General features: G+C 39.5%; 14 protein-coding genes. 6 read left to right on the forward strand and 8 right to left on the reverse strand.

Features of this window, described 5'->3' with window-relative positions; genetic code table 11:
- Window positions 1-51 precede the first annotated feature (51 nt).
- The 7 genes from B6258_RS14850 to B6258_RS14880 form a co-directional block, all read right to left on the reverse strand.
- Entirely contained in the window at window positions 52-2,124 is a 2,073-nt protein-coding gene (locus tag B6258_RS14850; protein WP_099075907.1) for an SWIM zinc finger family protein, read from the reverse strand.
- Window positions 2,121-3,278 (reverse strand): VWA domain-containing protein, encoded by a 1,158-nt coding sequence (locus tag B6258_RS14855; protein ID WP_099075908.1) that lies wholly within the window; start codon window positions 3,276-3,278, stop codon window positions 2,121-2,123. Before B6258_RS14855 ends, B6258_RS14850 begins: the two co-directional genes overlap by 4 nt.
- On the reverse strand, window positions 3,265-5,847 hold the full coding sequence (locus B6258_RS14860; protein WP_099075909.1) for a DUF5682 family protein: 2,583 nt from the start codon (window positions 5,845-5,847) through the stop codon (window positions 3,265-3,267). Before B6258_RS14860 ends, B6258_RS14855 begins: the two co-directional genes overlap by 14 nt.
- A 99-nt stretch (window positions 5,848-5,946) precedes the next feature.
- Window positions 5,947-7,056: an ATP-binding protein gene (locus B6258_RS14865; RefSeq protein ID WP_099075910.1), complete on the reverse strand. Its 1,110-nt coding sequence runs from the start codon at window positions 7,054-7,056 to the stop codon at window positions 5,947-5,949.
- A 25-nt stretch (window positions 7,057-7,081) separates the two neighbouring features.
- Window positions 7,082-10,810 (reverse strand): DUF4132 domain-containing protein, encoded by a 3,729-nt coding sequence (locus tag B6258_RS14870; protein ID WP_099075911.1) that lies wholly within the window; start codon window positions 10,808-10,810, stop codon window positions 7,082-7,084.
- A gap of 398 nt (window positions 10,811-11,208) precedes the next feature.
- Window positions 11,209-13,827 (reverse strand): DUF4132 domain-containing protein, encoded by a 2,619-nt coding sequence (locus B6258_RS14875; RefSeq protein ID WP_099075912.1) that lies wholly within the window; start codon window positions 13,825-13,827, stop codon window positions 11,209-11,211.
- A gap of 107 nt (window positions 13,828-13,934) precedes the next feature.
- Window positions 13,935-15,065, reverse strand: a complete 1,131-nt coding sequence (locus B6258_RS14880; protein WP_099075913.1) for a multidrug effflux MFS transporter — start codon at window positions 15,063-15,065, stop codon at window positions 13,935-13,937.
- A gap of 101 nt (window positions 15,066-15,166) precedes the next feature.
- On the opposite strand from B6258_RS14880, the gene B6258_RS14885 reads away from it, so the two are divergent.
- Window positions 15,167-15,928, forward strand: a complete 762-nt coding sequence (locus tag B6258_RS14885) for an AraC family transcriptional regulator (protein WP_099075914.1) — start codon at window positions 15,167-15,169, stop codon at window positions 15,926-15,928.
- An 80-nt stretch (window positions 15,929-16,008) separates the two neighbouring features.
- Here B6258_RS14885 and B6258_RS14890 read toward each other — a convergent pair whose 3' ends face one another.
- Entirely contained in the window at window positions 16,009-17,292 is a 1,284-nt protein-coding gene (locus B6258_RS14890) for a citrate synthase (RefSeq protein ID WP_099075915.1), read from the reverse strand.
- 623 nt (window positions 17,293-17,915) lie between these two features.
- Between B6258_RS14890 and sdhC the strand changes: the two genes are divergently transcribed.
- From sdhC to sucA, 5 genes are all read left to right on the forward strand, one after another.
- Window positions 17,916-18,296: a succinate dehydrogenase cytochrome b556 subunit gene (gene sdhC / locus B6258_RS14895; RefSeq protein ID WP_129586864.1), complete on the forward strand. Its 381-nt coding sequence runs from the start codon at window positions 17,916-17,918 to the stop codon at window positions 18,294-18,296.
- On the forward strand, window positions 18,290-18,634 hold the full coding sequence (gene sdhD / locus B6258_RS14900) for a succinate dehydrogenase membrane anchor subunit (protein ID WP_006537664.1): 345 nt from the start codon (window positions 18,290-18,292) through the stop codon (window positions 18,632-18,634). The genes sdhC and sdhD overlap by 7 nt, the downstream gene beginning before the upstream one ends.
- Window positions 18,634-20,400, forward strand: coding sequence for a succinate dehydrogenase flavoprotein subunit (sdhA, locus tag B6258_RS14905; RefSeq protein WP_099075916.1), 1,767 nt, complete (start codon window positions 18,634-18,636; stop codon window positions 20,398-20,400). The genes sdhD and sdhA overlap by 1 nt, the downstream gene beginning before the upstream one ends.
- A gap of 34 nt (window positions 20,401-20,434) precedes the next feature.
- Window positions 20,435-21,151 carry a succinate dehydrogenase iron-sulfur subunit gene (locus B6258_RS14910; protein WP_006537662.1) on the forward strand — a complete coding sequence of 239 codons (717 nt, stop codon included), beginning with the start codon at window positions 20,435-20,437 and terminating at the stop codon, window positions 21,149-21,151.
- 246 nt (window positions 21,152-21,397) lie between these two features.
- Complete coding sequence (gene sucA, locus B6258_RS14915) at window positions 21,398-24,202, forward strand: 2-oxoglutarate dehydrogenase E1 component (protein ID WP_099075917.1); 2,805 nt, start codon at window positions 21,398-21,400, stop codon at window positions 24,200-24,202.
- Window positions 24,203-24,206: the final 4 nt, after the last annotated feature.

Raw genomic sequence — 24,206 nt, forward strand, 5'->3', positions numbered from 1 at the left:
TCTCACTAATTAAAGAGAGATAGCTTTTTACTTATTACTACTTCTTATTTATTACTCATTAAGTTGGATGGGTAATGGACTTTGTAATTGTTGCAGATTATCGCATAGCCAAATTAACTGTAATAAAGCTTGTGGATCTCGTGTCGTTAATGCCAAATAACGCACTAATTGGTTGGCAATTAATGTCATTCCTAAATCATCTGCAGTATGCTTGCTTATTTCTAACTGCTCTTTTTGCATTTCAGAAAGTAATTCTCTTCCTGTACATGCTTGGGCTTCTAATACTGACAAAATAGGGCGGCAAAATTTTTGTGCTAACGTCGGTTCACTGTGATGCATTGCCGTTTGTTGCTTACGTTTAGCCATATATTCTTGAATACGGTTAATAAACTCTGATTGTTTTTTCTTACGTGGAAATTGGTCAAAATCGAGATAAAATAGTTCAATGCCTTTTGCCGTTTTAAGCCAGATAGTTGTTGGCAATAAATCCATATTTAAATCACGTCGGACAGGCTGCACAGTGACTGCAACTATTTCTAATTCTCGCTTAGTGAGATAACGTAATTCTTCCAGATTATTTTGCATTGTCCCTTCCCAATAAAGACGTAAGAAGGCTGAATTATCATGATTATCTGAAATCTCCCAAATAACGCATTGCTCTATTTCATACCAAATTAATGGCTTATAGCTTTTGATATGTAAGACGAGAGGAGAAAGAAATCCTTCAGGTTGATTAGCAAAATAGTCCGGCAACGCTTGCCAATTGTTGATCCCTAATTCAGTTTGTAGATTTTGGTAATCCGTAATATCAAGAAAATCAGTTTGGTTTTGTGCAAAGCTTTCGCCAATCGTTGCTAGTTTTCCTTCATCAGAAATACGAGGCTCTTGTAATAAAAAAGGGCGACGCATTAATTTATCGGATGTTTGTTTCCATAACGATAAACTATTCCAAACACTATAACGATTAAACAGAGTATCAAGTTGATTAGGGCGTGCTTGTGTCGCTTGTAAGAGCTGTTTATCTTCTTTATCCCAAAAGGTAAAGGTTGCGCCTAATGCACCACTTTGTGCCGTCCACCAATTTGCACCAACAGGGATAAGAGAGAGGCTCACTTTTTTATCGTCATATTGACGACGTAGTTGCCCTCGTAACACTTTTAACTGCTCAGGTGTCGCATTGGATAATTGAAATAAGTAGGCTGAAATATGGGCCAACAAGCGCAAAACATTGCTTTCATCCATCGTGAAATGTCTTTCTGCCAACAGCTTAACTTGGGTGCTTAATGTCCGCAAATAGGATGCTAAACGAGGTAAACCTTCAGCTCGAGCCGACATATTCAATAAGTGCAACTGTGTGGCACTGCTTAAGCTGATATGTGATAGCCCTTGGCGCAATAAATCATAAATAAATTGTTCAACCGTCGTAATTAACGCTGACTCTTCTTCATTGAGAGGACGTTTTGAAGATTGCACAATGATTAAATCTTCAGGCCAACCCCATGGCTGAGCATGTTGTTCAAATATTTTAGCCACAATAGCAAGGTGGAATGCTTTTTTCTGTGAGTCAGAAAAAGGCGATAACATGCCATCGTAACCACTACCTTGTAAGAAAATAACAGGCTCATCAACATCAGGGAGTTGAATTTTTAACTGTGTCCCAGTGTCTTCTAAATTAAATGTTGTCGTTTCCCATTGCTCAATTAATTTAATCGCCACTCGGCAGGCTGGTTTTCCTGCTTTTTTAATTAATGCTTCCGGATCAAGAGCAAATAGCGTGGGTAACAGAGGGGCAATTTCGACGGGTTCTGTAATGGTTTCTGATGATGTTTCACTACTCTTATCGTCATTTGAATTATCAGCACTATTATTGGCTTGTAGCCATAAAATGGCGGCTAAAATATGTTTACAACAACCAGATGCAGAGCAATCACAACTGGCTTGTTGGATCCCCGCTTCGTGTAAAACAACATTTTGTCCGTCACTACTGAACTGCCCTGTATTGGTATCAGTGAGAGAAACTTTTTCGTTATCAACATCTTTTCTTGCGCGTCTTAATAATCCTGCATTAGCAAATACAGTGAGCGCATCTTCATCGTAATGGAAGTAAACAGTTTGCCAACTCATTGCATTACCTCTGCCAACCATTGTGCGAAATGTTCAGGTGTTAATGCTGCAACTTGCATGCCTCTGTCTGCGAGTTTTTGTGCAATAGCCGAGTCATAAACAGGTTGAGCTTCATCATCAAGTGCCGCAAGCCCTAATAATTTAACTTGTTGGCTATTAAGGCGCTGTGTGCAATCTAATAAGCGGTTTAATGAGCCACCTTCTTCAAAGTCACTAATCAGTGAAATAACGGTACGTTTAGGATTTTTCACTAAGCTTTCACAGTATTGCATGGCTCTCGCAATATCAGTACCGCCTCCTAATTGTACAGTCATTAAAACTTCGACGGGATCGTCTGCTAAATGCGATAAATCGACAACTTGGGTATCAAAAACCACTAAAGAGACATTAACAGCAGGTAAAGAGGCTAAAATACTGGCGCAAACAGCTGCATACATAATTGAGCTAGACATTGACGCACTTTGGTCAACACAAAGAATGACATCCCACGGAAAATGCTGTTGCATTCGTGAGTTAAAATAAGGTGTTTCAATCACTAAACGGCGGTTTTGAGTATCGTAGTGTTTTAAGTTTGCAGCGATGGTTGCGCGCCAATCAAAGTTGCGGCTATTTGGCACTAACGAGCGTCTAAAACGATTACGACGACCCGTCAGTGATTGGCGAAAGTTATTACGAATTTGACGTAAGATATCTTCGACAACTTGACGAATAATTGTTTTTACGGCATCCCGCGTTTCTTCACTCATTCGTCCACGTAAGCTTAATAATGTTTTAGCTAACGCTTTTGTTGGCTCCATCGCTTTTAAGGTATTGGGATCTTTAAGAAAGCTACTGATTTGATAACGTTCAATAGCTTGTGATTGCATACGTTCAAATGTGCTATTAGGAAATAGTTTACGCGCTTGATTTAGCCAGTTCACCGCAGTAAGTTGCGATGCATCGAGTGATCCATGACGTCCTCGTTCTTGGCGAAGTCCTCGGCGTTGATATTCTCGGCGATAGAGAAAGTCGAGTGTGCGTTCAACTTTTAAATCATCAGCATTAAAAGTCGCTTGCCCAAGAGCATCATCAGCATATTGACCTAAAATTAGGCGCCAGCGTTTTGCTTGTTTTATTTTATCTTCTTCAGGCATATCGTCATTATGCTGACTCATAGGTTGTATCTCCTTTCTCTATTTTCTTAGCATCAAACCAAGAAATCATGCCTTGTTCCATTATTCGCTGTTGTAATTTTTGATTGAGTTTAGTGGCTTCAAGCATCTGTTTCGCACTAAATTCTGATTGCCATAAAGACAACGCTTGCGTATCTAAACCAATATCGTTGGCAATATATTGTGCAAGCTCTGCATTTTGCTTGGGATTAAGTTGGCTAAAGGCAAAACGCAGATCAGGTAAGATCTGAATAAATCGTTCTTCATCCCATTGTTGCAACAAAGTATTTAAGTGATCGACTAATAACGGTAGGCGAATAACGAGCTCGGGTGCCGTTCGCATCAGACCGACGAAATAACCAATGGCATATTCGGGAGAACTACCTGTGCTAAAGGTCGTGTTTAGCGCGGTGACTAACGTTTTTTCGTCAATATATGAACCTAAATAACGTAATGCATCTACTGCACCTTTTAGTAAAGGCACTGTATCTAATTGACCATCAAGACGATTGAGTTGCTGATAGAAATCACTTTTATAGTCATGCTGATTATTGAGTGATGGCATAAATTCAATTAATTCACGTAAAGAGAGTAATGCTTGTAGATTGCTTTCTTGTTGTTGTTCATCACCTTGAGCCAGTTGTTCTAAACAAAAGAAAGCCTGTGGAATTACTTGATGTAGGCGATTTTCAAGAGACAGCTCATCAGTAATATCAAGATATTGACGACCTCGCCATAAATGGATCAGCTTATGTCCACATTGAGTGAGTGACTCAAGACGAAAATCTTGCTGAATATAGCTATCTAACAGTTTAAACAGTGAGGGTATGCGCTGGTGGAGCCCAATTAATGCCGCTTGGATTAATAATGTGACTGCACTCTGGCTTGAACGGCTTTGCCCTTGTTCTTCAAGCTGCTTTTCCATTGATATCAGCTTATTTAGGGCAATGGCTTCAAGTTGAGAGCCTTTCTCTGATAATGAAATTAGCTCACCTTCCACACTGGGTGTCCAAGCGTATTGCCACTCTTCAAATAGCAGATCTAATTGATGACCAGAAAGGAAATCAGGGCCATTTACACGGTGTGCAAAATGGATCTCTAAGAAAGCCAATAAATGTAAAAAGCGACTTCTTAAGCGATGTTGCGGGTTACGGTAAACATCACATTTAGTGGTTTTTGCTAAGGTATCATCAAGTTTGAACCGAAACGCTCTAGCGCGTTCATAGGTTTCATTAACTAAAGGGGGTGTTGCTGTTCCTAATGGGATCTTACCTAAGAGATAACCAGAAAAACACGTTTTAATTTCAGCCCATAATTCGCTTTGGCTATCATCTAAACTGCCTTTAATAAAGGCACTTTGTAAACCATCAAGCAAGTCATAGCGACCAGTCCCTGCGTGATCTCTTAATAACGCAAGGCGTAAACTTTGTTCAGCCGCGAGTTTTACCGCTAAATAACTAGGCGGATTATCAAATTGTTTCTCTCTGATTGCTTGAGCCACAGAGCTTAGAAAAGCGATCCCCATTTTATTGCGATAAAAGTGGGTTGGCTGTTTTGCAGCATCATTATGATCTAACTTATCATGATGTTGTTGCATCAAACTTTGCCAAACTTGTTGATAAAATGCGGGAGAAGGCATGCCTGAAGCATAGCCATTAAGTGCATCTAATCTGTCAAAACTATAGCGAATAAGCCAAGCTTGTTCTTTTTCACCCATTTTTTGCATTTTAGTGAATTGCTTTTGTTCTGTGCTAGAAATGGCGAAAGATTGAGATTGTGAATGCGCTAGACCTTCAATTAACGCAAGGGTATGAAATCCCCCCGTGACGATTAAAATCTTCGCATTCGGCTCTTGGTTTTTGATTGCCTGAATATGAGTGAGCATATGCGCTTCACGTTGTGAAGATCCCTCAGATTCAAGCACTTCTGGTTCGTAATCAAGGCGTGCAAGTGCGCACCAAATAAAGGTGTCATTAAACAGTGTTTGCCAATCTGTTAAGGCTTCAATACTACGTAATTCAAAAAGATGCTCCCAAACATCATCATGATCACGACAGTGGCATTTTTTGGCTAATTGCGCGATAAATTGGCTATGTGCTAAATAACGTTCTTTTTGTAAGCTACGACTTTGTGAGTCACTATACTCTTCGTTATTAACTTGTGCAGCCCAAGGTAAATCGATAAAACGTGTTTCGGCATTGATGCGCAAGCCACCCCGCAAAGCTTGCCATTCAGGTGAGTATTCACAAAATGGAAAATAGGCCGAGTGTAGTGATTTCTCACGCTCTTCTTGGTTTCCATCATTATGCAAATACTCTGCTTGTCCCATAATCGCAACGGGAGGCAGGGTATCTTTATCGGTTAAGCTAGGAATAAGTGAATTAAAGGTATCTGGGCCTTCAATTAAAATATAATCAGGTTTTACAGAGTCAATTAATGATAAAACCGCATAAGCACAAGCAGGGCTATGGTGGCGTACAGGGGCAAAATAGAGATGTTGTTGCTGTAACGACGTCCATTTCAGTCGTGCTTGGTCAATTCTTTCTGGCAAAGGTATTGAAGGTAGCGTCACCGTGTCGATCCCTTTTCTGGGTGAAAAGGCAGAGTGAGTTAACTCTGCCTTTAATAGATAAATAACGTATTTTAATGCGTAGCCACGAGTCTTAGCGTTTTATTGCCAAAACTCTTTTGATGCATAAAAGAAAGCTTTCCACTCTTTACTATTTCGTGCTCTCTCTCTGGCTACGTTGTCCATGTAATAACGAATACGCTTGATATCATCGGCATTGTCTTTTAATACAACGCCGATTAATTGGCGGGCAATTGCACCTGCATTCATCACACCATTACCTAAATAATGCGCTTCTAAGGCACAAGCATAAGCAATGTTCACGGCTTCTGCAGTTGACATAACGGCATCAGGTGTTTTGATATTGCCACCATCTTTCGTATTACCTGAACGTAACTCTTGGAATGTTGTGACCAGTAATTCCACCACATCCGTTGGTACCGTGACTTCACTTGCTAAAGCGCCTAATTCATTCTCAAGCTGTGATTGGATCAAGCTAATTTCAAAGGCAGGATCACGAATAGGTTTCACCGTTTCAAAGTTAAAACGGCGCTTTAATGCGGCTGACATTTCATGAACACCGCGATCACGTAAGTTGGCTGTACCGATAAGGTTAAATCCCGGTTTTGCACTAATACGTGCACCATCACCCATTTCAGGGATCATCAATTGTTTCTCTGACATCAAGGAAACCAACACATCCTGAATTTCAGGAGGGCAGCGGGTTATCTCTTCAAAGCGAACAATTTTGCCGTGCAACATACCTTGATAAAGCGGTGATCCCACTAACGCGCGTTCTGTTGGGCCTTCTGCTAATAGTAAGGCATAGTTCCAAGAATACTTAATATGATCTTCTGTTGTGCCAGCAGTACCTTGGATAGTTAATCCTGAATCACCACTGATGGCGGCAGCAAAAAGCTCTGAGAGCATTGATTTTGCTGTACCCGGTTCACCAACCAGCATTAAACCTTGTTTACCCAATAATGTGACAATGGCACGATCAACCAATGCATCATCGCCAAAAAACTTAGGTGTGATGCCTAATGCATCATCACCTAAAATAAATTGGCGTACAGCACGAGGAGAACGAAGCCATCCTTGTGGCTTAGGGTTATTAGCATCAGCTTTTGTTAAACGCTCTAACTCTTGAGCAAATCGAACCTCAGCGCTTTCCCTAATTGCTTGTTGATCTGCGGGTGCTTTTTTAGCCATATTCTTTCCTAATTATCCCTATCTTTTACCAAGGTGTTTTCTTTTCCCATTCAGGATCAAATCCTGCACAAGCTTCAGCGACTTTTAGATAATCGGCATAGCTTTCTGCTAATAGAATCGGTGGTACATCTTTTAGCTCAACATTATTGCGATCCCAATAATCTTGCTGATTTTTCTCAAAACTTAAATCAAATAAGACCGCTGGAATGTTTTCTTCTGGAACATAGCTACCACTAAAACCGATATTCACGTAGTAGTTTAAACTAGAGAAGAATTTGTAATAGTGTGAGAACGAGCCACCATCTTCTGCTGGGCCACGTTGATAACCCATTTTGGTTAAAATACCGCGTAAAGTGAAGGTGTCTGTGATCCAGCCTTTTCTATCTTCCACTTCAGTTTGCTTCAGATCTAATTCTGGGATCTTATGTTCCATTTGAGAGAACAAGAATTTCACTTTGTAATCTTTAAAATGAGCCATCCATGCCTTACGCTCATCTTCATTAACTAATGCTGCGTGAGCAAGCTGGATCAGTGAATCGTTTTGTAACGTCACTTCATCATCGTCTAGATCAAGCAATGCACCATCATCAGAAGGACGGAATGTATTGATAACCTTGTCATCTTTCACTTCTTGCCAAACCAGTTGTTCAATCAGTTTATGCATGATTGGGTGAGCTAAGATATATTCTTGCCAATCCGCGCTTAACCACTGACGTTGAGCACACATTGCTTCATATAAGCGCACACTTTGTAGCTCAATAACTTGTTTAAGTTCTTTTTTACTTGAAGTGAAGAGTTTTTTCGCTTCTTTGATAAGCTCAGCATCGTCATTTTTACGCGCAGCAGGTAAGGCTTTCACCTCTTTGCCTTCAGGATTAAACAACACCAGTTTTTGTTTTGCATCCATCTTCGCAGTAAAGATACGCTCACCATATTCCAGTACTAATGTACCCGTATCATCAAAGCCCGCGGTTGGAATGGTTCTATCCGCTAATTCATCTGAACTCCAGCCATTACGTTCAGCAATTTGTGTGACTAAATTACGCGCTTTTTCTTGAACCGATGCAGTGCGATAACGACGTGATAATGAAAGAAGAAGCTGAATGATAATTGGATCATTGCTTGATGCTATGGCGTCAATCATGGCTTCAATTTGAGCACGACGCTGATAGTGATCACGCATATAGTTACGTAATACAGATACTGCAACATGGCCTTCGATACCACAGATAAGCGCTAGCATGCCTTTATCGCTGATAGCAGAGCCTAAATAACGACGTAGCACCTCGTTTTTAATCTCTTCAATTACTTGCTCTAAAGTATAGTGTTCATATTTAGCATAATATTCTGGATATCGTTTAGCCCAATCCTTATATTGTGTTAAGCGAGAAGGGGCATTTTGTCGCGCTTCTAGCATCGCTTCTTCAAGTGTTGGTCCTTTAATATCTTGAGCAACAAAGGTATGAAGAATAAAACTTGAAAGTTTATGTTGGCTATCGATAGAGAGTAGGCCGATATAACGTTGTAATAACGCATTACCACCCGGCATTTTGAGTTTGACTGCTAAAATAATCCACCAACGAATAATCGCGGGATCAACGGCTTTCTTGTTTTCCCACGTTAATGCTGGAATAGTATCAAAGTTAAACCAAGCAAGACTTGCAGGGGCTTTGGCTTTAAGACCTTTTTCAGCTTCAGCTAATAAGGTTTTTGGTGATAAATAACTTGAGATATCTTCACCAAGTTGCTCTAACGCCGTTAATAAAGAGGCACGTACCACTTCGCGTTTCTCTTTTTTCAATAAGGCATTCAATGCTGGTAATGACTCTGGATTTTTTAAACGAGCCAACCAATCAATAGCGGTAACGCGAATTTCTTGTTTTGCAGAAGATAAACCTTCTTGAGCACTTGTATGAATATTTGGCAGGGTCTCAAGTAAATTCTGCGCTGAAACGCGGTGCATTTTATTTTCACCTAATGCCAGCTCCATAATTCGAGGCACGAATTGTGCTGGAATGGTAGGGAAACGACCTAATACTTTAATGCCTTGTGAAATTTCAAACTGGCGATAGCGACGCTCACTTTGACTTGGCATTAAATTCAGGGCTTCAGCGATATAATCTGGATGTTGAGAGAAGAACGGCCAAATTTGTTCTGGTCTACGGAAGCGTTTTAAACCATCTTCATAAGATTCTAAACATAATGCAGCGGTCAGACGGGTTGCATTTTTAAAGTTGCAACGCTGTAGCACATCTTCAAGATGACGCAATTCAATATCGCTAAATAAGCGCTCAGGAATTTCGCCATTAAAATAGTGAGAAGAAAAGTGATCGGCATGTTGGCGATTATTAACGATCACACGCACAGCATGGAACAGAGTATATTCAGGTAAATTCAAAACACGATTTTTATGTTTAATGATTTGAATTTCATTTGATTGGATTGAGCCTTGTCCGCTATTCAGTTTATCCACTATTGCACGGCACTGTTTCTCATCAATTTTATTTAAATCTTTTAAATGGCGCTGTGCCCAATTATAAGTGTGTTTAGCGGTTTTATTTTCTTCAATTTCACGTTCAGCATTTTCTTTGGCTTTGACCAAGATCTCATTGAAGTTATTGACCATCATATCGCGAACGCTATCCGGTAATGGCGTGTCTTCTAATGGCGTGAAATCAGGTGCCTCAATTGCCTCTACGGTATTAGCATCTTCTGCAACATTAAAACGCAACAGAGCGCTTTCAATACTTTTCATTACTGCTTTTGAGGTTTCATGTTTTAACGCTTCTTCTAGTACATCACGGTTTTCACCTTGGCGCGCAAATAAATCTGCTGCTTGAGTACGTTGTTTTGGCGTACCATTCATTAAAACATGGGTAAGATTTTCTTTAACAATTTCAGGTGGTAAGGTGACTAAAATTGGCTCTGCAGCTTTTTTCACGGTTTTTAAGCTGCTGGTGGCAAGTAACACAATAATGTCAGCAAAAGTGTCGCGTAATACGGTATTTTTATTGAGGTAATTAATTAACTCAACTAAGCCATTCGCTGATAATTTTTCAATTAATTCTGTTCTAACAAATTCTTGATGTGAAAGTAGGTAGTCTTTTAAATCACTTAATTCATAAATACGCTTAAGATTAGATGCATAGTATTCAGAAATATCTTTCCTATCAAACACTGCGAATAAGGCATTTTCACCCGCAATATTAGCCTCTTTTTCGACCATATTAGCGATAAATTCCATATTCCAATGTTTGCGATGCTCTAAATTGAGATTGCGCGCATTTTCATAAGTGTTGTAAAACACATCAATTAAAAGATAAAGCACCCAAGTGGGGACTTCTTTTGTGATAACTTTAATATTGATATCTTGGCAAGCAGCCGCAAGGACCTTACCATAACGTGCAACTTGTTCTGCTGAAAAGCCATCGCCGACTTTAGAATAGAGTTTGTGTCGTGCGTTTAGCCCTTGAGTGATCACTTTGTTGTATTGGCCTGTATTCACATTATGTGCATACCACCACTCTAGAGTACCGGGTTTATCAAAATAAACGGCCGCTTTTGAAGCATCCAGCTTGTTTAATTCGAAAAGGATCTCCGGATTTTCACCCGTAAGGACATAATTTAATGTACGTTTAGGTAAACTCTCATCAAATATTGCAAGCAATACCAGTGATTCTTGGAGATGTTTTTCGGTAATTGCGACATCTTTTTTCCCAAAGAGAGGGAAAATGTCTAAGATTTTTTTTATCACGCCAGTTCCTTAAGCTATGTATGGATAAACAGTTTTTTTTACCATGAAATAGCGTAACGAACAATTTGATTATCATGGGTGAAAATAAAATCAATGTGTGCCATTTATCAAATTTATAGCGATAAACGCTAAAAAATGTAGCTGAGCTTTATTAATATTCAATTTGGCTTTATATAAATAGGTATATCAGGAAAAAGTGCTAAAAATGAAGAAATGATAATAAAGGCATTTTTTGTGGCATTTAAAAAGTTTAAGAATTGTCTGTTAAATAAAATAAGCGTTAACCCTTAGCTAAATAGATTAAAAAATAACAGCAAAATATGGGCTTAATATTGTAAGAAAAATATCCCGTATTTATCAGCAATACGGGATAAGTAGGAATTATTTAAATATCGCGATTACCAAGGTAATTTCTTTTTCCATTCAGGATCAAACCCTGCCAAAGCATCAGCTATATTGACATAATCGGCATAACTTTCAGCTAATAGAACTAAGGGAATATCGTTTATAGCTAATTTATGTCTATCAAAACCAGTTTGGCGACCCGTTTCAAAAACGAGCTCTAATAACGCAACGGTGACATTCTCTTCAGGAACACAGTTACTACTGAAGTTGATAATGGCGGAGATATTGAGATTAGAAAAATACTTGTAGTAGCAATTAAAAAATCCCGCATCCTCTATCGAACCTCGTTGATAACCGAATTTTGTCATTACACTTCTTAAAGTATAAGCATCACTTAACCAGCCTTTTTTGTCTTCAATTTGAGTCTGCTCTAAGGTGAAGGACGGGAGTTTATGCTCTAATTGAGAGAATAAGCACGTTATTTTGTAATCGTTAAAATGTGTTAGCCAAGCGCTATTTTCTTCTTCACTTAAAAATATGCGATGAGCTAAACGAAGTGATGAATCGTTTTGTAATGTAATTTCGTCATCTTCAATATTTAATAAAGTGCCATCATTCGCAGGACGAAATGTATTAATGACTTTATTATCTTTCAATTCTTGCCAGACTAATCGTTCCATTAATTTATGCATAATCGGATTAGCTTGAAGAAATTTTTGCCAATCAGCACTTAACCATTGGCGCTGAGTACACATTGATTCGTATAAACGTACCGTTTGTGATTCGATAATTTGCTTTAACTCTTTTTTACTTGCTGTGAAGTATTTTTTTGTCTCCTTAATCAGTGTGCTGTCATCATTAACACGAGGTGATGGCAACGCTTTTACCACTTTGCCTTCAGGATTAAATAAGACGAATTGCAATTTATCGTTAATTTTTGCAGTGAATGTACGTTCACCATAATCTAAAGTTAGTACACCTGAGTCATTAAGTCCTGCTGTTGGTATGGTTCTATCTGCCAGTTCATCTTCTGTCCAATTATTACGTTGTGCTATCTGGGTAATTAATAGCCGTGCTTTTGCCTGAATAGAGGCCGCACGATAACGGCGAGAAATAGAAAGTAAAAACTGAATGATAATCGGATCGTTACTTTGGCCAATAGCATCAATCATGGCCTCTATTTGTGCTCGGCGTTCGTAATGGTTACGCATATAATTTTGTAATAAAGGTACTGCAATATAGCCTTCGATGGCAAAAATAAGCCCTAACATCCCTTTTTCTTTTATTGCTGATATTGGCGCTGAATCATACCACTCAGAATCCAGAAAAGTTTCATCTTTTGACTGTCCACTTACATCTTGGGTGATAAATTCAATTAAGATAAACTGGGCCAGAGTTTGTTGGCTTTTTAACGAAAGCAAATTGATATAGTAATGTAATAGTATATTGCCAGCAGGAAGTCTTAATTTTACAGCGAGTATTATCCACCATTGAATAAGTTTAGGTTCAACAGGTTTGTTATTTTTCCAAGTCAGTTTCGGTATAGCGTCAAAATTAAACCAAACTAAATTAGCGGGGATTTTATTTTTTAAGCCAAATTCCGCTTCTGCTAATAACATTAAAGGATCAAAAAAATCCGAAATATCTTCATTAAAATGCGCTAATGCCGTCATTAAAGTTGTTCTGACAACACCATCCTTTTCTGTTTTTAATAAACTGATTAAAGTTGGAATTGCATCGTAATTATTAAATTTAACAAGCCAATTTATTGCATTAATACGTACATTTTCTTTCTTTGAGCTTAGACCTTCTTTAATCAATAAGAGTGGTTCTGGTAATTTCTCAATTAACTTTTGAGCATTAATACGATGAATTTTTATATTACCTAAAGCAAATTGTAATATTTTAGGAATAAATTGAGATGGAATAATAGGATATTGTTCTAATACACCAAAGGCATTTTCAGGATTAAATAGACTGTTATCAGTATCACTTTGATTGGGAATAAGATTTAAGGCTTCTGCTATATATTTCGGGTTTTGGTAATAAAAAGGCCAAACTTGATCAGGATTTGATAAATATTTAGACCTACATTGACCAAGAAAAAAATCAGCGACAGCGCGTGAGGCATGAGGATTATTTTTCTGAATAAGAATGTTTTCAATATGACGTAACTCGACATTTTTGAAAACCGCCTTGTAATTACAGTCATTTAAGGCATAAAATAAAATATATTCAGGTTGAGTATCGCCATCGTGCAAACGTATAAGATGAAAAATTGTAAACTCAGGTAACTGAGGGATAATATTATCGTGCGTAACAATATATTTTTCTACTTTATTAAGAGAGCCATTAGGAGAATTGAGCTGATTAAAAATATTTTTGAGGCGAATTTCATCATATTGTGATAGTTCTGTGTAAAGTTCTTGAGCATATGTATAGGTAAATGAAGCGTATTTATTCCTCTTTTTTTCTTCAAGTGCTTTTTTTTTCATCTCTTCTAATAATAATTCATGGGATTTGACGATAAGTTTATATACATTATCAGGTAATGGAGTGTCTTTAAGTGGCGTAAATTTAGGAACTTCTAGGGGGTAAATATTATTATCATTGCTAAATTTTGCTAACTTTTTTTCAATATTTTTTTGAGAAGTATTCATTCCATTTGTCATGTTTTATCCTTTTTTATCTTCTTAAATAATCAATTAGTTTCCTTCTTATTTTATATTAATTTTATAAAATAAGAAGAACTTCTTATTAATATAAGAAGCTCTTTGAATTATTTTTTTGCTTGGTGTGAGAAAGACAATAATAAAGCACCTATACTACAAATGAGTAAAGTAATCGCTAAGTTTTGTCCCCATCCTGCCAGTGCAAGACCACTACCAATTAATAAATAATAGAATAAACCTAATAATGCACCGGCAGTTCCCAATCTGTCTTTATATTGTGCTAATGCTGTGGCTAATATATTGGGAATAGCAATACCATATGCAATAACACTCGTCATCATTGGAATAATAAAGCTAATGTGATTACGTAATAAATAAACACCCACAGCACTGACTAATGCAATAAAACTCGCAAGTAAAACTAGTCTTCCACATTGCCAATGACGGTTTAATAGTGCTTTATTAATATAAGAGCCAACACCGACACCTATTGCTAATACAATACCACTATAACCAAAGGTACTTGCGCTATAGCCTTGTTTATCAAACATAAAAGGTGCTAACTGATAATAAGCAAAGAGGCTGATATTAAAACAGGCAATTAATAATACTGTTTTAGCAATTTGCTTATCTTTAAGCATTTTTATTGCAGTTTCTCCTAACGGCGCTGTTTTTATTGTTTCAGGACGGCTTTCAGGTAAAGAAAAAGTGCTCCACAACAGTAAAATCACAGCAAGAAGGGCAAGACCGCTAAACACACCTTGATAACCGGTATAACTCACTAATAATGAACCACTTAACATCCCAACTGCTGGACTTAGGGCGATAGCCGCTCCCATAACAGAGAAAACTTTAGCCAGTTCATCACCACTATACACATCACGCATAATGGTTTGTGTGCCGACCGAGCCTACCGCAGCCCCAAAAGCGGAAAGCATACGCAATCCAAGTAAGACTGAAAAATCTTGTGTCATAAAAACGCCAAGACAAGCAATAGCATAAATAAACAAGCCTGCTAACATTGTCGGACGACGACCAATGACATCACATAATCGACCCCATATAATGACGCCCAATGCAAACGCGAAGAAATAGAGCGAAAGTGTTTGTCCAGCCTCATTTGCACTGACATGAAAGCCATTTGCAATATCAGTCAGTGCTGGGCTATAAATGGTTTCTGCAATTTGTGGAAACATCATTAACGCAATTGCTAACCATAAAGAGAGTTTTTTGTTCATCTTTTTATCCTATATCCTTAAATTTTGATGGGCAGAATACAGAGATAATGAATGTCTTGTTATAAACATAAAGACATATTATTTTTTAAATAGGACAAGTGATGGCTTGGCTTAATCAATACGACCACTTTGTGCCAGAAGAGCATCTTGCATCAGTCGTTGGTATTGCAGCAGAAATGGGAAAGCACGATTCAGGATTTCATTCTCATGATAGAGGGCAGTTGTTATTCACGCAGTCTGGGTGTATGCGAATTACTTTAGCTTCCCGCGTTTCTGTATTACCTCCCATGAGGATTGCGTGGATCCCCCCAAGACTTGAGCATCGAGTCGAAATGTACGCCTCTGTCGGATATCGTTCAGTGTATATTAGTGAAGAATTTCATGATAATTTTCCAAATGAGAGCGAGATCTTAACGATTTCACCTCTTTTACGAGAAATATTAGAACGAATTTCTATTGCTGATTTTGATACACAGTGGGAGGAAGGACGCTATGCCAATTTATTGGCTGTGTTCTTTGATGAAATTGCTTTGGCACCGCGGCAACCTAATCATTTATTTATGCCTAAAGATAGACGGTTAAGTCGTTTATCCTTTGATGATTTACCACCAGCATTACAAGAAATGGCAAAATATGTGGGAGCGAGTGAAAAGACGATCACTCGTTTATTTTACAAAGAAACAGGGCTGAGCTATCAACAATGGCGTCAACAATGGCGACTAATGAAAGCCATTGAATTATTAGCAACCCATCATCGCTATATTGATATTAGCCAGATATTAGGATTTGCCAGTGATAGTGCCTTTATTACCTTTTTCAAAAAAATGACAGGGCAAACACCGCAAGAATATTTGAAAAGCTGATTGGATTTTGTCGATAATGTTAAAACATAAAGCCCCGATTTAAACGGGGCTTAGCAAGATAAATAATTAATAAAATTCAATTATTTCTTTTTAATTTCACTTTTGAAATCACGTTCACTATAACCAGTATAAAGCTGACGAGGACGCGCAATTTTCAGACCATCTTCGTGCATTTCATTCCAGTGAGCAATCCAACCAATTGTACGTGCAATAGCAAAAATAACAGTAAACATATTGGATGGAATACCTAACGCTTTAAGGATAATACCTGAGTAGAAGTCAACGTTAGGGTACAGTTTTTTCTCGATAAAATACGGGTCGTTTAGGGCAATACGCTCTAATTCCATTGCCACTTCAAGTAAGCTGTCATTGAGGTTTAATTCTTTTAACACTTCATGACAGGTTTCACGCATGACAGTTGCACGAGGATCGTAGTTCTTGTAAACACGGTGACCAAAGCCCATTAAACGGAAGGAGTCATTTTTATCTTTTGCACGTTTAATAAATTCAGGAATGTGTTCAACCGTTTTGATCTCTTCCAGCATACGTAGACAAGCTTCGTTAGCACCACCATGAGCTGGTCCCCAAAGTGATGCGATACCCGCTGCGATACATGCAAATGGATTTGCACCAGAAGAACCCGCAGTACGTACAGTTGAAGTTGATGCATTTTGCTCGTGATCTGCATGAAGGATGAAAATTCTATCCATTGCACGTTCAAGTACTGGGTTAACAACATACTCTTCGCATGGTGTTGCAAACATCATATGCAAGAAGTTACCGGCATAGGAGAGGTCATTTTTTGGATAAACGAAAGGTTGACCAATTGAGTATTTGTAACACATCGCTGCTACTGTTGGCATTTTTGATAGTAGGCGATAAGCCGTGATATCGCGGTGAACTGGATTACTGACATCTAATGCATCGTGATAGAACGCAGCTAAAGCGCCTGTAACACCACACAGTACAGCCATTGGGTGTGAGTCACGACGGAATCCATTGAACAGTCGGGTAATTTGTTCATGGATCATGGTGTGACGAGTGACTGTGGTTTTAAATTTATCGTATTGTTCCTGTGTCGGCGCTTCACCGTACAGTAGGATATAACAGACTTCCAAGTATGTTGATTCAGTCGCTAATTGCCCGATAGGGAAACCACGGTGAAGTAAGATACCGTTATCGCCATCAATAAAAGTAATTTTTGACTCACAAGAGGCGGTTGAGGTAAAGCCAGGATCATAGGTGTAATAACCTTTGGAGCCGAGAGTACGAATATCAATAACTTTGGAACCGAGTGTAGGGGATAGAACGTCCAAGTCTACAGATGTTTCAGCAATCGTTAGCTTAGCTTTGTTATCAGCCATTTATAATCTCCTTAGCGCTTATATGTCTCCTAACAAAGTCGAGGGTATCTTCATAAAGATGCACTTCGATAGTGAAACTATAGTTGATGTAAGGTACCCAGCCGAGTTTTATTCAGTGCCCGTAATGTCTAGGTCTATAGTGTGTCACTTATGTTAAGGAGCTTTTGATGTTATGTTTTTTTAGGTGCTTTTTTATGCAATGCACTTAGAATTAGTACTGCTATCACTTTTACATAAGTTTGAGGTTTCTGGAAGCGTGTTTGCGCACAAAAAAAACATAAACATTAAAATAATGCGTTAAATGTAATAAAAATGTTGTGTATGTGTCAAAAATGATAATCATTTTTGCATCAGATGTATTAAATAGTGATCCCTCTCACTGTTCGAGGCAAATGTCGGGCACACAAGTTGTGTGGTAATTGTAATAAGTTTGTGAAGCACTTATACTGCGCGCAGGTCTCCGGAACCGTTGTTGTATGGAGAACCAGCGTAACGAATCCACACTTTTTGTAAAATAGACGGATTTAACATTTTACTTAAAATGTGCCTTTGTACCCCATTCGCTGTTTAATTTCCATCCAGGTCCGGAGGAAGGAAAAATTATAAAAGCTGTGTGGGCATAAATTGTGAAAAAACAAAGACCTGTCAATCTGGATTTACAGACGATACAGTTTCCACTCCCTGCTATCGCATCGATCTTGCATCGTGTCTCTGGGGTTATCATGTTAGTCGCAGTTGGCATCTTACTGTGGTTACTTGGTACCTCTCTCTCCTCTCCTGAAGGTTTTCAGCAAGCGGCTGAAATTATGACTGGCTTCTTCGCAAAATTTATTTTGTGGGGCATCTTAACGGCATTGGCGTATCACATTTGTGGTGGTATTCGCCATATGTTAATGGACTTCGGCTTTATTGATGAAACCTTGATTGTGGGTCGCAACTCAGCGGCTGCATCAATGGTTATTACTGTTATTTTATCAATATTGGCGGGGGTATTAGTATGGTAAGTAATTCTTCTACTTTAGGCCGTACTGGCATACAGGATTGGTTATTCCTTCGTGCCTCAGCCATTATTATCGTTTTATATGTTCTTTATCTTGTGGGATTTATTGCTACAACAGAAATAACCTATGAGGTATGGCGTGGGTTCTTTAGCTCATCCTTAACCAAAGTGTTCACCATCTTAACTCTGCTTTCTATTCTTATTCACGCGTGGATCGGAATGTGGCAAGTGTTAACGGACTATATTAAACCGCTGGCATTACGTCTGACATTACAACTGATTATTGTTGTTGCGCTGTTGGTTTATCTTATTTATGGAACAATTGTGGTGTGGGGTGTGTAATGAATCTGCCAGTAAGAGAGTTTGATGCTGTTGTGATTGGTGCGGGTGGTGCTGGTATGCGTGCCGCTTTACAGATTTCTCAAATGGGTCTGTCCTGTGCACTGATTTCTAAAGTTTTTCCTACTCGTTCTCATACTGTTTCCGCTCAAGGTGGTATTACTGTTGCGCTAGGTAATACCCATGAGGATAACTGGGAATGGCACATGTACGATACGGTAAAAGGTTCCGACTATATTGGTGACCAAGACGCTATCGAATATATGTGTAAAACCGGTCCTGAAGCAATTTTAGAACTGGAACATATGGGACTCCCATTTTCTCGCCTAGATGATGGTCGTATTTATCAGCGTCCATTTGGTGGTCAGTCAAAAAACTTTGGTGGTGAACAAGCTGCACGTACAGCTGCTGCCGCTGACCGTACTGGGCATGCATTGTTGCATACTCTTTATCAGCAAAATTTAAAAAATCACACAACCATCTTTTCAGAGTGGTATTCACTGGATCTAGTGAAAAACCAAGATGGCGATATTGTTGGTTGTACTGCAATCTGCATCGAAACGGGTGAAGTGGTTTATTTCAAAGCAAACGCCACAATTTTAGCTACTGGCGGCGCGGGTCGTATTTACCAGTCAACCACAAATGCGCATATCAACACAGGTGATGGTGTCGGCATGGCGGTTCGTGCAGGTGTTCCTCTGCAAGATATGGAAATGTGGCAATTCCACCCAACGGGTATTGCGGGTGCAGGCGTATTAGTGACCGAAGGTTGTCGTGGTGAAGGCGGATATCTGTTGAATAAAGACGGTGAACGCTTTATGGAACGTTATGCACCAAATGCCAAAGACCTTGCCGGTCGTGATGTGGTTGCGCGTTCTATTATGATCGAAATTCGTGAAGGTCGTGGTTGTGATGGCCCTTGGGGTCCTCATGCGAAATTAAAACTCGATCATCTGGGTAAAGACGTTCTTGAGTCTCGTTTACCGGGTATTCTTGATCTTTCCCGTACTTTCGCACACGTTGACCCAGTTAAAGAACCTATTCCGGTTATTCCTACTTGTCACTATATGATGGGTGGCATTCCAACAAAAGTGACAGGCCAAGCTATTCGTGTGAACGAAAAGGGCGAAGATGTCGTGATTCCTGGACTGTTCGCCGTCGGTGAAATTGCTTGTGTATCTGTTCATGGTGCAAACCGCTTAGGGGGGAATTCACTGTTAGACCTCGTTGTATTTGGTCGTTCAGCAGGGGTTCACTTAAAAGAGTCACTGATGGAACAAGGTACAATGCGTGATGCGAGCGATTCTGATGTTGAAGCCGCATTAACTCGCTTAAATCGCTGGGAAAACAACCGTTCTGGTGAAGATCCTGTTGAAATCCGTAAAGCACTGCAATCTTGTATGCAACATAACTTCTCGGTATTCCGTGAAGGCGATGCGATGGCAAAAGGCTTAGAAGAACTGAAAGTGATTCGTGAGCGCTTACAAAATGCACGACTGGATGATAACTCAAGTGAGTTTAATACACAGCGTATTGAATGCTTAGAATTAGATAACCTGATGGAAACTGCTTATGCCACTGCGGTATCTGCAAACTTCCGTACAGAAAGCCGTGGAGCTCATAGCCGTTTCGATTTCCCAGAACGTGATGATGCGAACTGGTTATGCCATACATTATATCAACCGCAAACCGAAACAATGACACGACGTGAAGTCAATATGCAGCCGAAACTGCGTGAAGCTTTCCCACCAAAAGTGCGTACATATTAATTAGCGGTGTTATTGAAGTTGCGGAGACTTAAATATGAAACTTGAATTTTCGATTTATCGTTACAATCCCGACGTTGATAATGCGCCGCATATGCAAGATTACACCCTTGAAGTTCCTGAAGGGCGTGACATGATGCTGTTGGATGCATTAATTCAATTAAAGGAAAAAGATCCTACCTTATCGTTCCGTCGTTCTTGTCGTGAAGGTGTTTGCGGCTCTGATGGCGTGAATATGAATGGTAAAAATGGTTTGGCTTGTATCACACCTATTTCATCTTTACAGAAAGGAAGTAAGAAAATTGTGATCAGACCGTTACCCGGTTTACCCGTAATTCGTGATTTAATAGTGGATATGACTCAGTTCTATACACAGTATGAGAAAATTCGTCCGTATTTAATTAATAATGGCAAAAATCCTCCTGCTCGTGAGAACTTACAGTCACCAGAACAGCGTGAAAAGCTTGATGGACTTTACGATTGTATCCTTTGTGCTTGTTGTTCAACCTCTTGCCCGTCATTCTGGTGGAATCCAGATAAGTTTATCGGGCCTGCTGGATTGTTAGCGGCTTATCGTTTCTTGATTGATAGTCGTGATACAGAAACTGAATCTCGTCTTGATGATCTTAACGATGCGTTCAGTGTATTCCGTTGTCATGGCATCATGAACTGTGTCAGCGTATGTCCTAAAGGACTTAATCCAACAAAAGCGATTGGCCATATTAAGTCAATGTTGTTAAAACGTAGTGCATAAAATAATAACCGCCCTAAAATAGTTAGGGCGGTTAATGGAAAAACTAAGTTGGGCGTTTGCGGTAAAAAATAGTAAGGCACCTTTAAACACTGTAAGACAGTGCTTAAAGGTTCCTTGAGAGCTAAAGCTCCATATTTAAAGAACCTGCGAGATAGCGGGTCATAAGAGAACCTTGCAATCGACACCGTTTAATCACGGTATTAGTTATCCACGGCGAACTAAAGCTGTATAGCTTAAGGGATCATAATGCAGAACGGCGCAATGAAGGACTGGCTAGAATCCACTTTTCTAGCAGGAGAGAATCAGTCTTACATAGAAGATATCTATGAAGATTACCTAACTGACCCAAACTCTGTTGACGAAAGTTGGAGAGAGATTTTTCAACAACTGCCTGCAAGTCAAGGCATAGAACAGTCGCATTCTCAAACCCGCGACTACTTCAGACGCCTCGCAAAAGAATCCACTCGATATCATACCTCGGTAAGCGATCCGGCAATGGACTCAAAACAAGTTAAAGTTTTGCAGCTCATCAATGCCTTCCGTTTTCGTGGTCATCAAAACGCTAATCTCGACCCACTTGGTTTATGGAAACAAGAATCTGTTCCTGATTTAGATCCTGCTTTCCATAATCTAACTAAAGAAGACTTTGAAGAAACCTTCAACGTCGGTTCTTTTGCTATCGGCAAAGAAACGATGAAATTAGGTGATTTATATGAAGCCCTGAAACGCATTTACTGTGGTTCAATCGGTGCTGAATATATGCATATCACTAATACTGAAGAAAAACGTTGGCTACAACAACGTTTAGAATCAGTAAATGTTGCAGACCAATTCACTAAAGAAGAAAAGTTACGCTTTCTGACAGAGCTAACTGCAGCAGAAGGTTTAGAGCGCTATTTAGGTGCAAAATTCCCAGGTGCAAAACGCTTCTCTTTAGAAGGTGGTGATGCATTAGTTCCAATGTTAAAAGATTTAATTCGCCATGCAGGTAAACAAGACACTCGTGAAGTGGTTCTTGGTATGGCGCACCGTGGACGTTTAAACGTTCTAGTTAATATCCTAGGTAAAAAACCGGCTGATTTGTTTGATGAATTTGCGGGTATTCATAAAGAACATTTGGGAACGGGTGACGTTAAATATCACCAAGGTTTCTCATCTGATTTTGCGACTGAAGGGGCTCAAGTCCACCTCGCATTAGCTTTTAACCCATCTCACCTAGAGATTGTTAGCCCAGTTGTCATCGGTTCTGTTCGTGCTCGTCGTGATCGCTTAGATGAAGCGCGTAGCAATATGGTTCTTCCTATCACTATTCATGGTGATGCAGCTGTGACTGGTCAAGGTGTTGTGCAAGAAACCCTGAACATGTCTCAAGCGCGTGGCTATGAAGTAGGTGGTACAGTTCGTATTGTGATTAATAACCAAGTTGGTTTTACGACTTCAAATCCAAAAGATGCCCGTTCAACACAATACTGTACTGATATTGTGAAAATGGTTCAGGCACCAATCTTCCACGTTAATGCAGATGATCCTGAAGCGGTCGCTTTTGTCACTCGCTTAGCATTGGATTTCCGTAATACCTTTAAACGCGATGTTATGATTGATCTTGTTTGTTACCGTCGTCATGGTCACAACGAAGCGGATGAGCCAAATGCGACTCAGCCTCTGATGTATCAAAAAATCAAAAAACATCCAACGCCACGTAAAATTTATGCGGATAAACTGGTTGCTCAATCATTGCTTGATGCCAATGATGTAACTGAACTGGTTAATCTCTATCGTGATGCGTTAGATCGTGGTGACTGTGTTGTTGAAGAATACCGCCCAATGGGCCTGCATTCTTACACATGGGAACCGTATTTAAACCACGAATGGAATGAAGAATATCCACATAAAGTAGAGAAAACGCGTTTACAAGATTTAGCGCGTCGTGTGAGTACTGTTCCTTCAGAAATCGTGATGCAGTCTCGTGTTGAGAAAATTTATGCTGATCGTGCTGTTATGGCAGAAGGTGAGAAACTACTCGACTGGGGTGCAGCAGAAACATTAGCGTATGCGACTTTAGTTGACCAAGGTATCACCATTCGTCTTTCTGGTGAAGATGCAGGACGTGGTACATTCTTCCATCGTCATGCTGTTATTCATAACCAAACAAATGGTTCTGTTTATGTACCATTAGCCAATGTCCACAATGCTCAAGGACAATTTAATGTCTGGGACTCTGTATTAACAGAAGAAGCTGTACTTGCATTTGAATATGGTTATGCCACAACAGAACCTCGCGGTTTAACGATTTGGGAAGCTCAATTTGGTGACTTCGCAAACGTTGCACAAGTGGTTATCGACCAATTCATTAGCTCTGGCGAGCAAAAATGGGGTCGTATGTGTGGTTTAGTCATGTTGTTACCACACGGTTATGAAGGCCAAGGCCCAGAGCACTCCTCTGCACGTTTAGAACGTTATCTGCAACTGTGTGCAGAACAAAATATGCAGGTTTGTGTGCCATCAACACCGGCTCAGGTTTACCATATGTTACGCCGTCAAGCGTTACGTGGTATGCGTCGCCCACTTATCGTAATGTCACCAAAATCACTGTTACGTCATCCATTAGCGGTTTCTGCATTGGATGAATTAGCAAATGGTAAATTCTTACCTGTCATTGGTGAAATAGATGATTTAAAACCTGCTGATGTGAAACGTGTTGTGATGTGTTCCGGTAAGGTTTACTACGATTTATTAGAACAGCGTCGTGCTAATGAGCAAAACAACGTTGCCATTATTCGTATTGAACAACTGTATCCATTCCCACACGAAGATATTGCGCAAATTCTCGCACCTTATGCTCATGTCAAAGAGTTTATTTGGTGTCAAGAAGAGCCTCTAAATCAAGGTGCTTGGTACTGTAGCCAGCATAACTTCCGTGATGCAATTCCAGCTGGCGCAACATTACGTTATGCAGGACGTCCTGCATCAGCTTCACCAGCAGTTGGTTATACCTCTGTTCATCAGGAGCAACAAAAAGCTCTGGTTGAAGACGCACTGAAAGTTGAATAAATAA

The sequence above is a fragment of the Proteus alimentorum genome (assembly GCF_002607735.1).
Taxonomy (GTDB): domain Bacteria; phylum Pseudomonadota; class Gammaproteobacteria; order Enterobacterales; family Enterobacteriaceae; genus Proteus; species Proteus alimentorum.

What these genes read in the sequence shown, in the direction of transcription:
- sdhD (WP_006537664.1), top strand. Translation starts at nt 18,290, where the DNA reads ATGGTAAGTAATTCTTCTACTTTAGGCCGTACTGGCATACAGGATTGG.
- sdhA (WP_099075916.1), top strand. Translation starts at nt 18,634, where the DNA reads ATGAATCTGCCAGTAAGAGAGTTTGATGCTGTTGTGATTGGTGCGGGT.
- B6258_RS14910 (WP_006537662.1), top strand. Translation starts at nt 20,435, where the DNA reads ATGAAACTTGAATTTTCGATTTATCGTTACAATCCCGACGTTGATAAT.
- B6258_RS14885 (WP_099075914.1), top strand. Translation starts at nt 15,167, where the DNA reads ATGGCTTGGCTTAATCAATACGACCACTTTGTGCCAGAAGAGCATCTT.
- B6258_RS14875 (WP_099075912.1), bottom strand. Translation starts at nt 13,827, where the DNA reads ATGACAAATGGAATGAATACTTCTCAAAAAAATATTGAAAAAAAGTTA.
- B6258_RS14865 (WP_099075910.1), bottom strand. Translation starts at nt 7,056, where the DNA reads ATGGCTAAAAAAGCACCCGCAGATCAACAAGCAATTAGGGAAAGCGCT.
- sucA (WP_099075917.1), top strand. Translation starts at nt 21,398, where the DNA reads ATGCAGAACGGCGCAATGAAGGACTGGCTAGAATCCACTTTTCTAGCA.
- B6258_RS14850 (WP_099075907.1), bottom strand. Translation starts at nt 2,124, where the DNA reads ATGAGTTGGCAAACTGTTTACTTCCATTACGATGAAGATGCGCTCACT.
- B6258_RS14880 (WP_099075913.1), bottom strand. Translation starts at nt 15,065, where the DNA reads ATGAACAAAAAACTCTCTTTATGGTTAGCAATTGCGTTAATGATGTTT.
- B6258_RS14855 (WP_099075908.1), bottom strand. Translation starts at nt 3,278, where the DNA reads ATGAGTCAGCATAATGACGATATGCCTGAAGAAGATAAAATAAAACAA.
- B6258_RS14890 (WP_099075915.1), bottom strand. Translation starts at nt 17,292, where the DNA reads ATGGCTGATAACAAAGCTAAGCTAACGATTGCTGAAACATCTGTAGAC.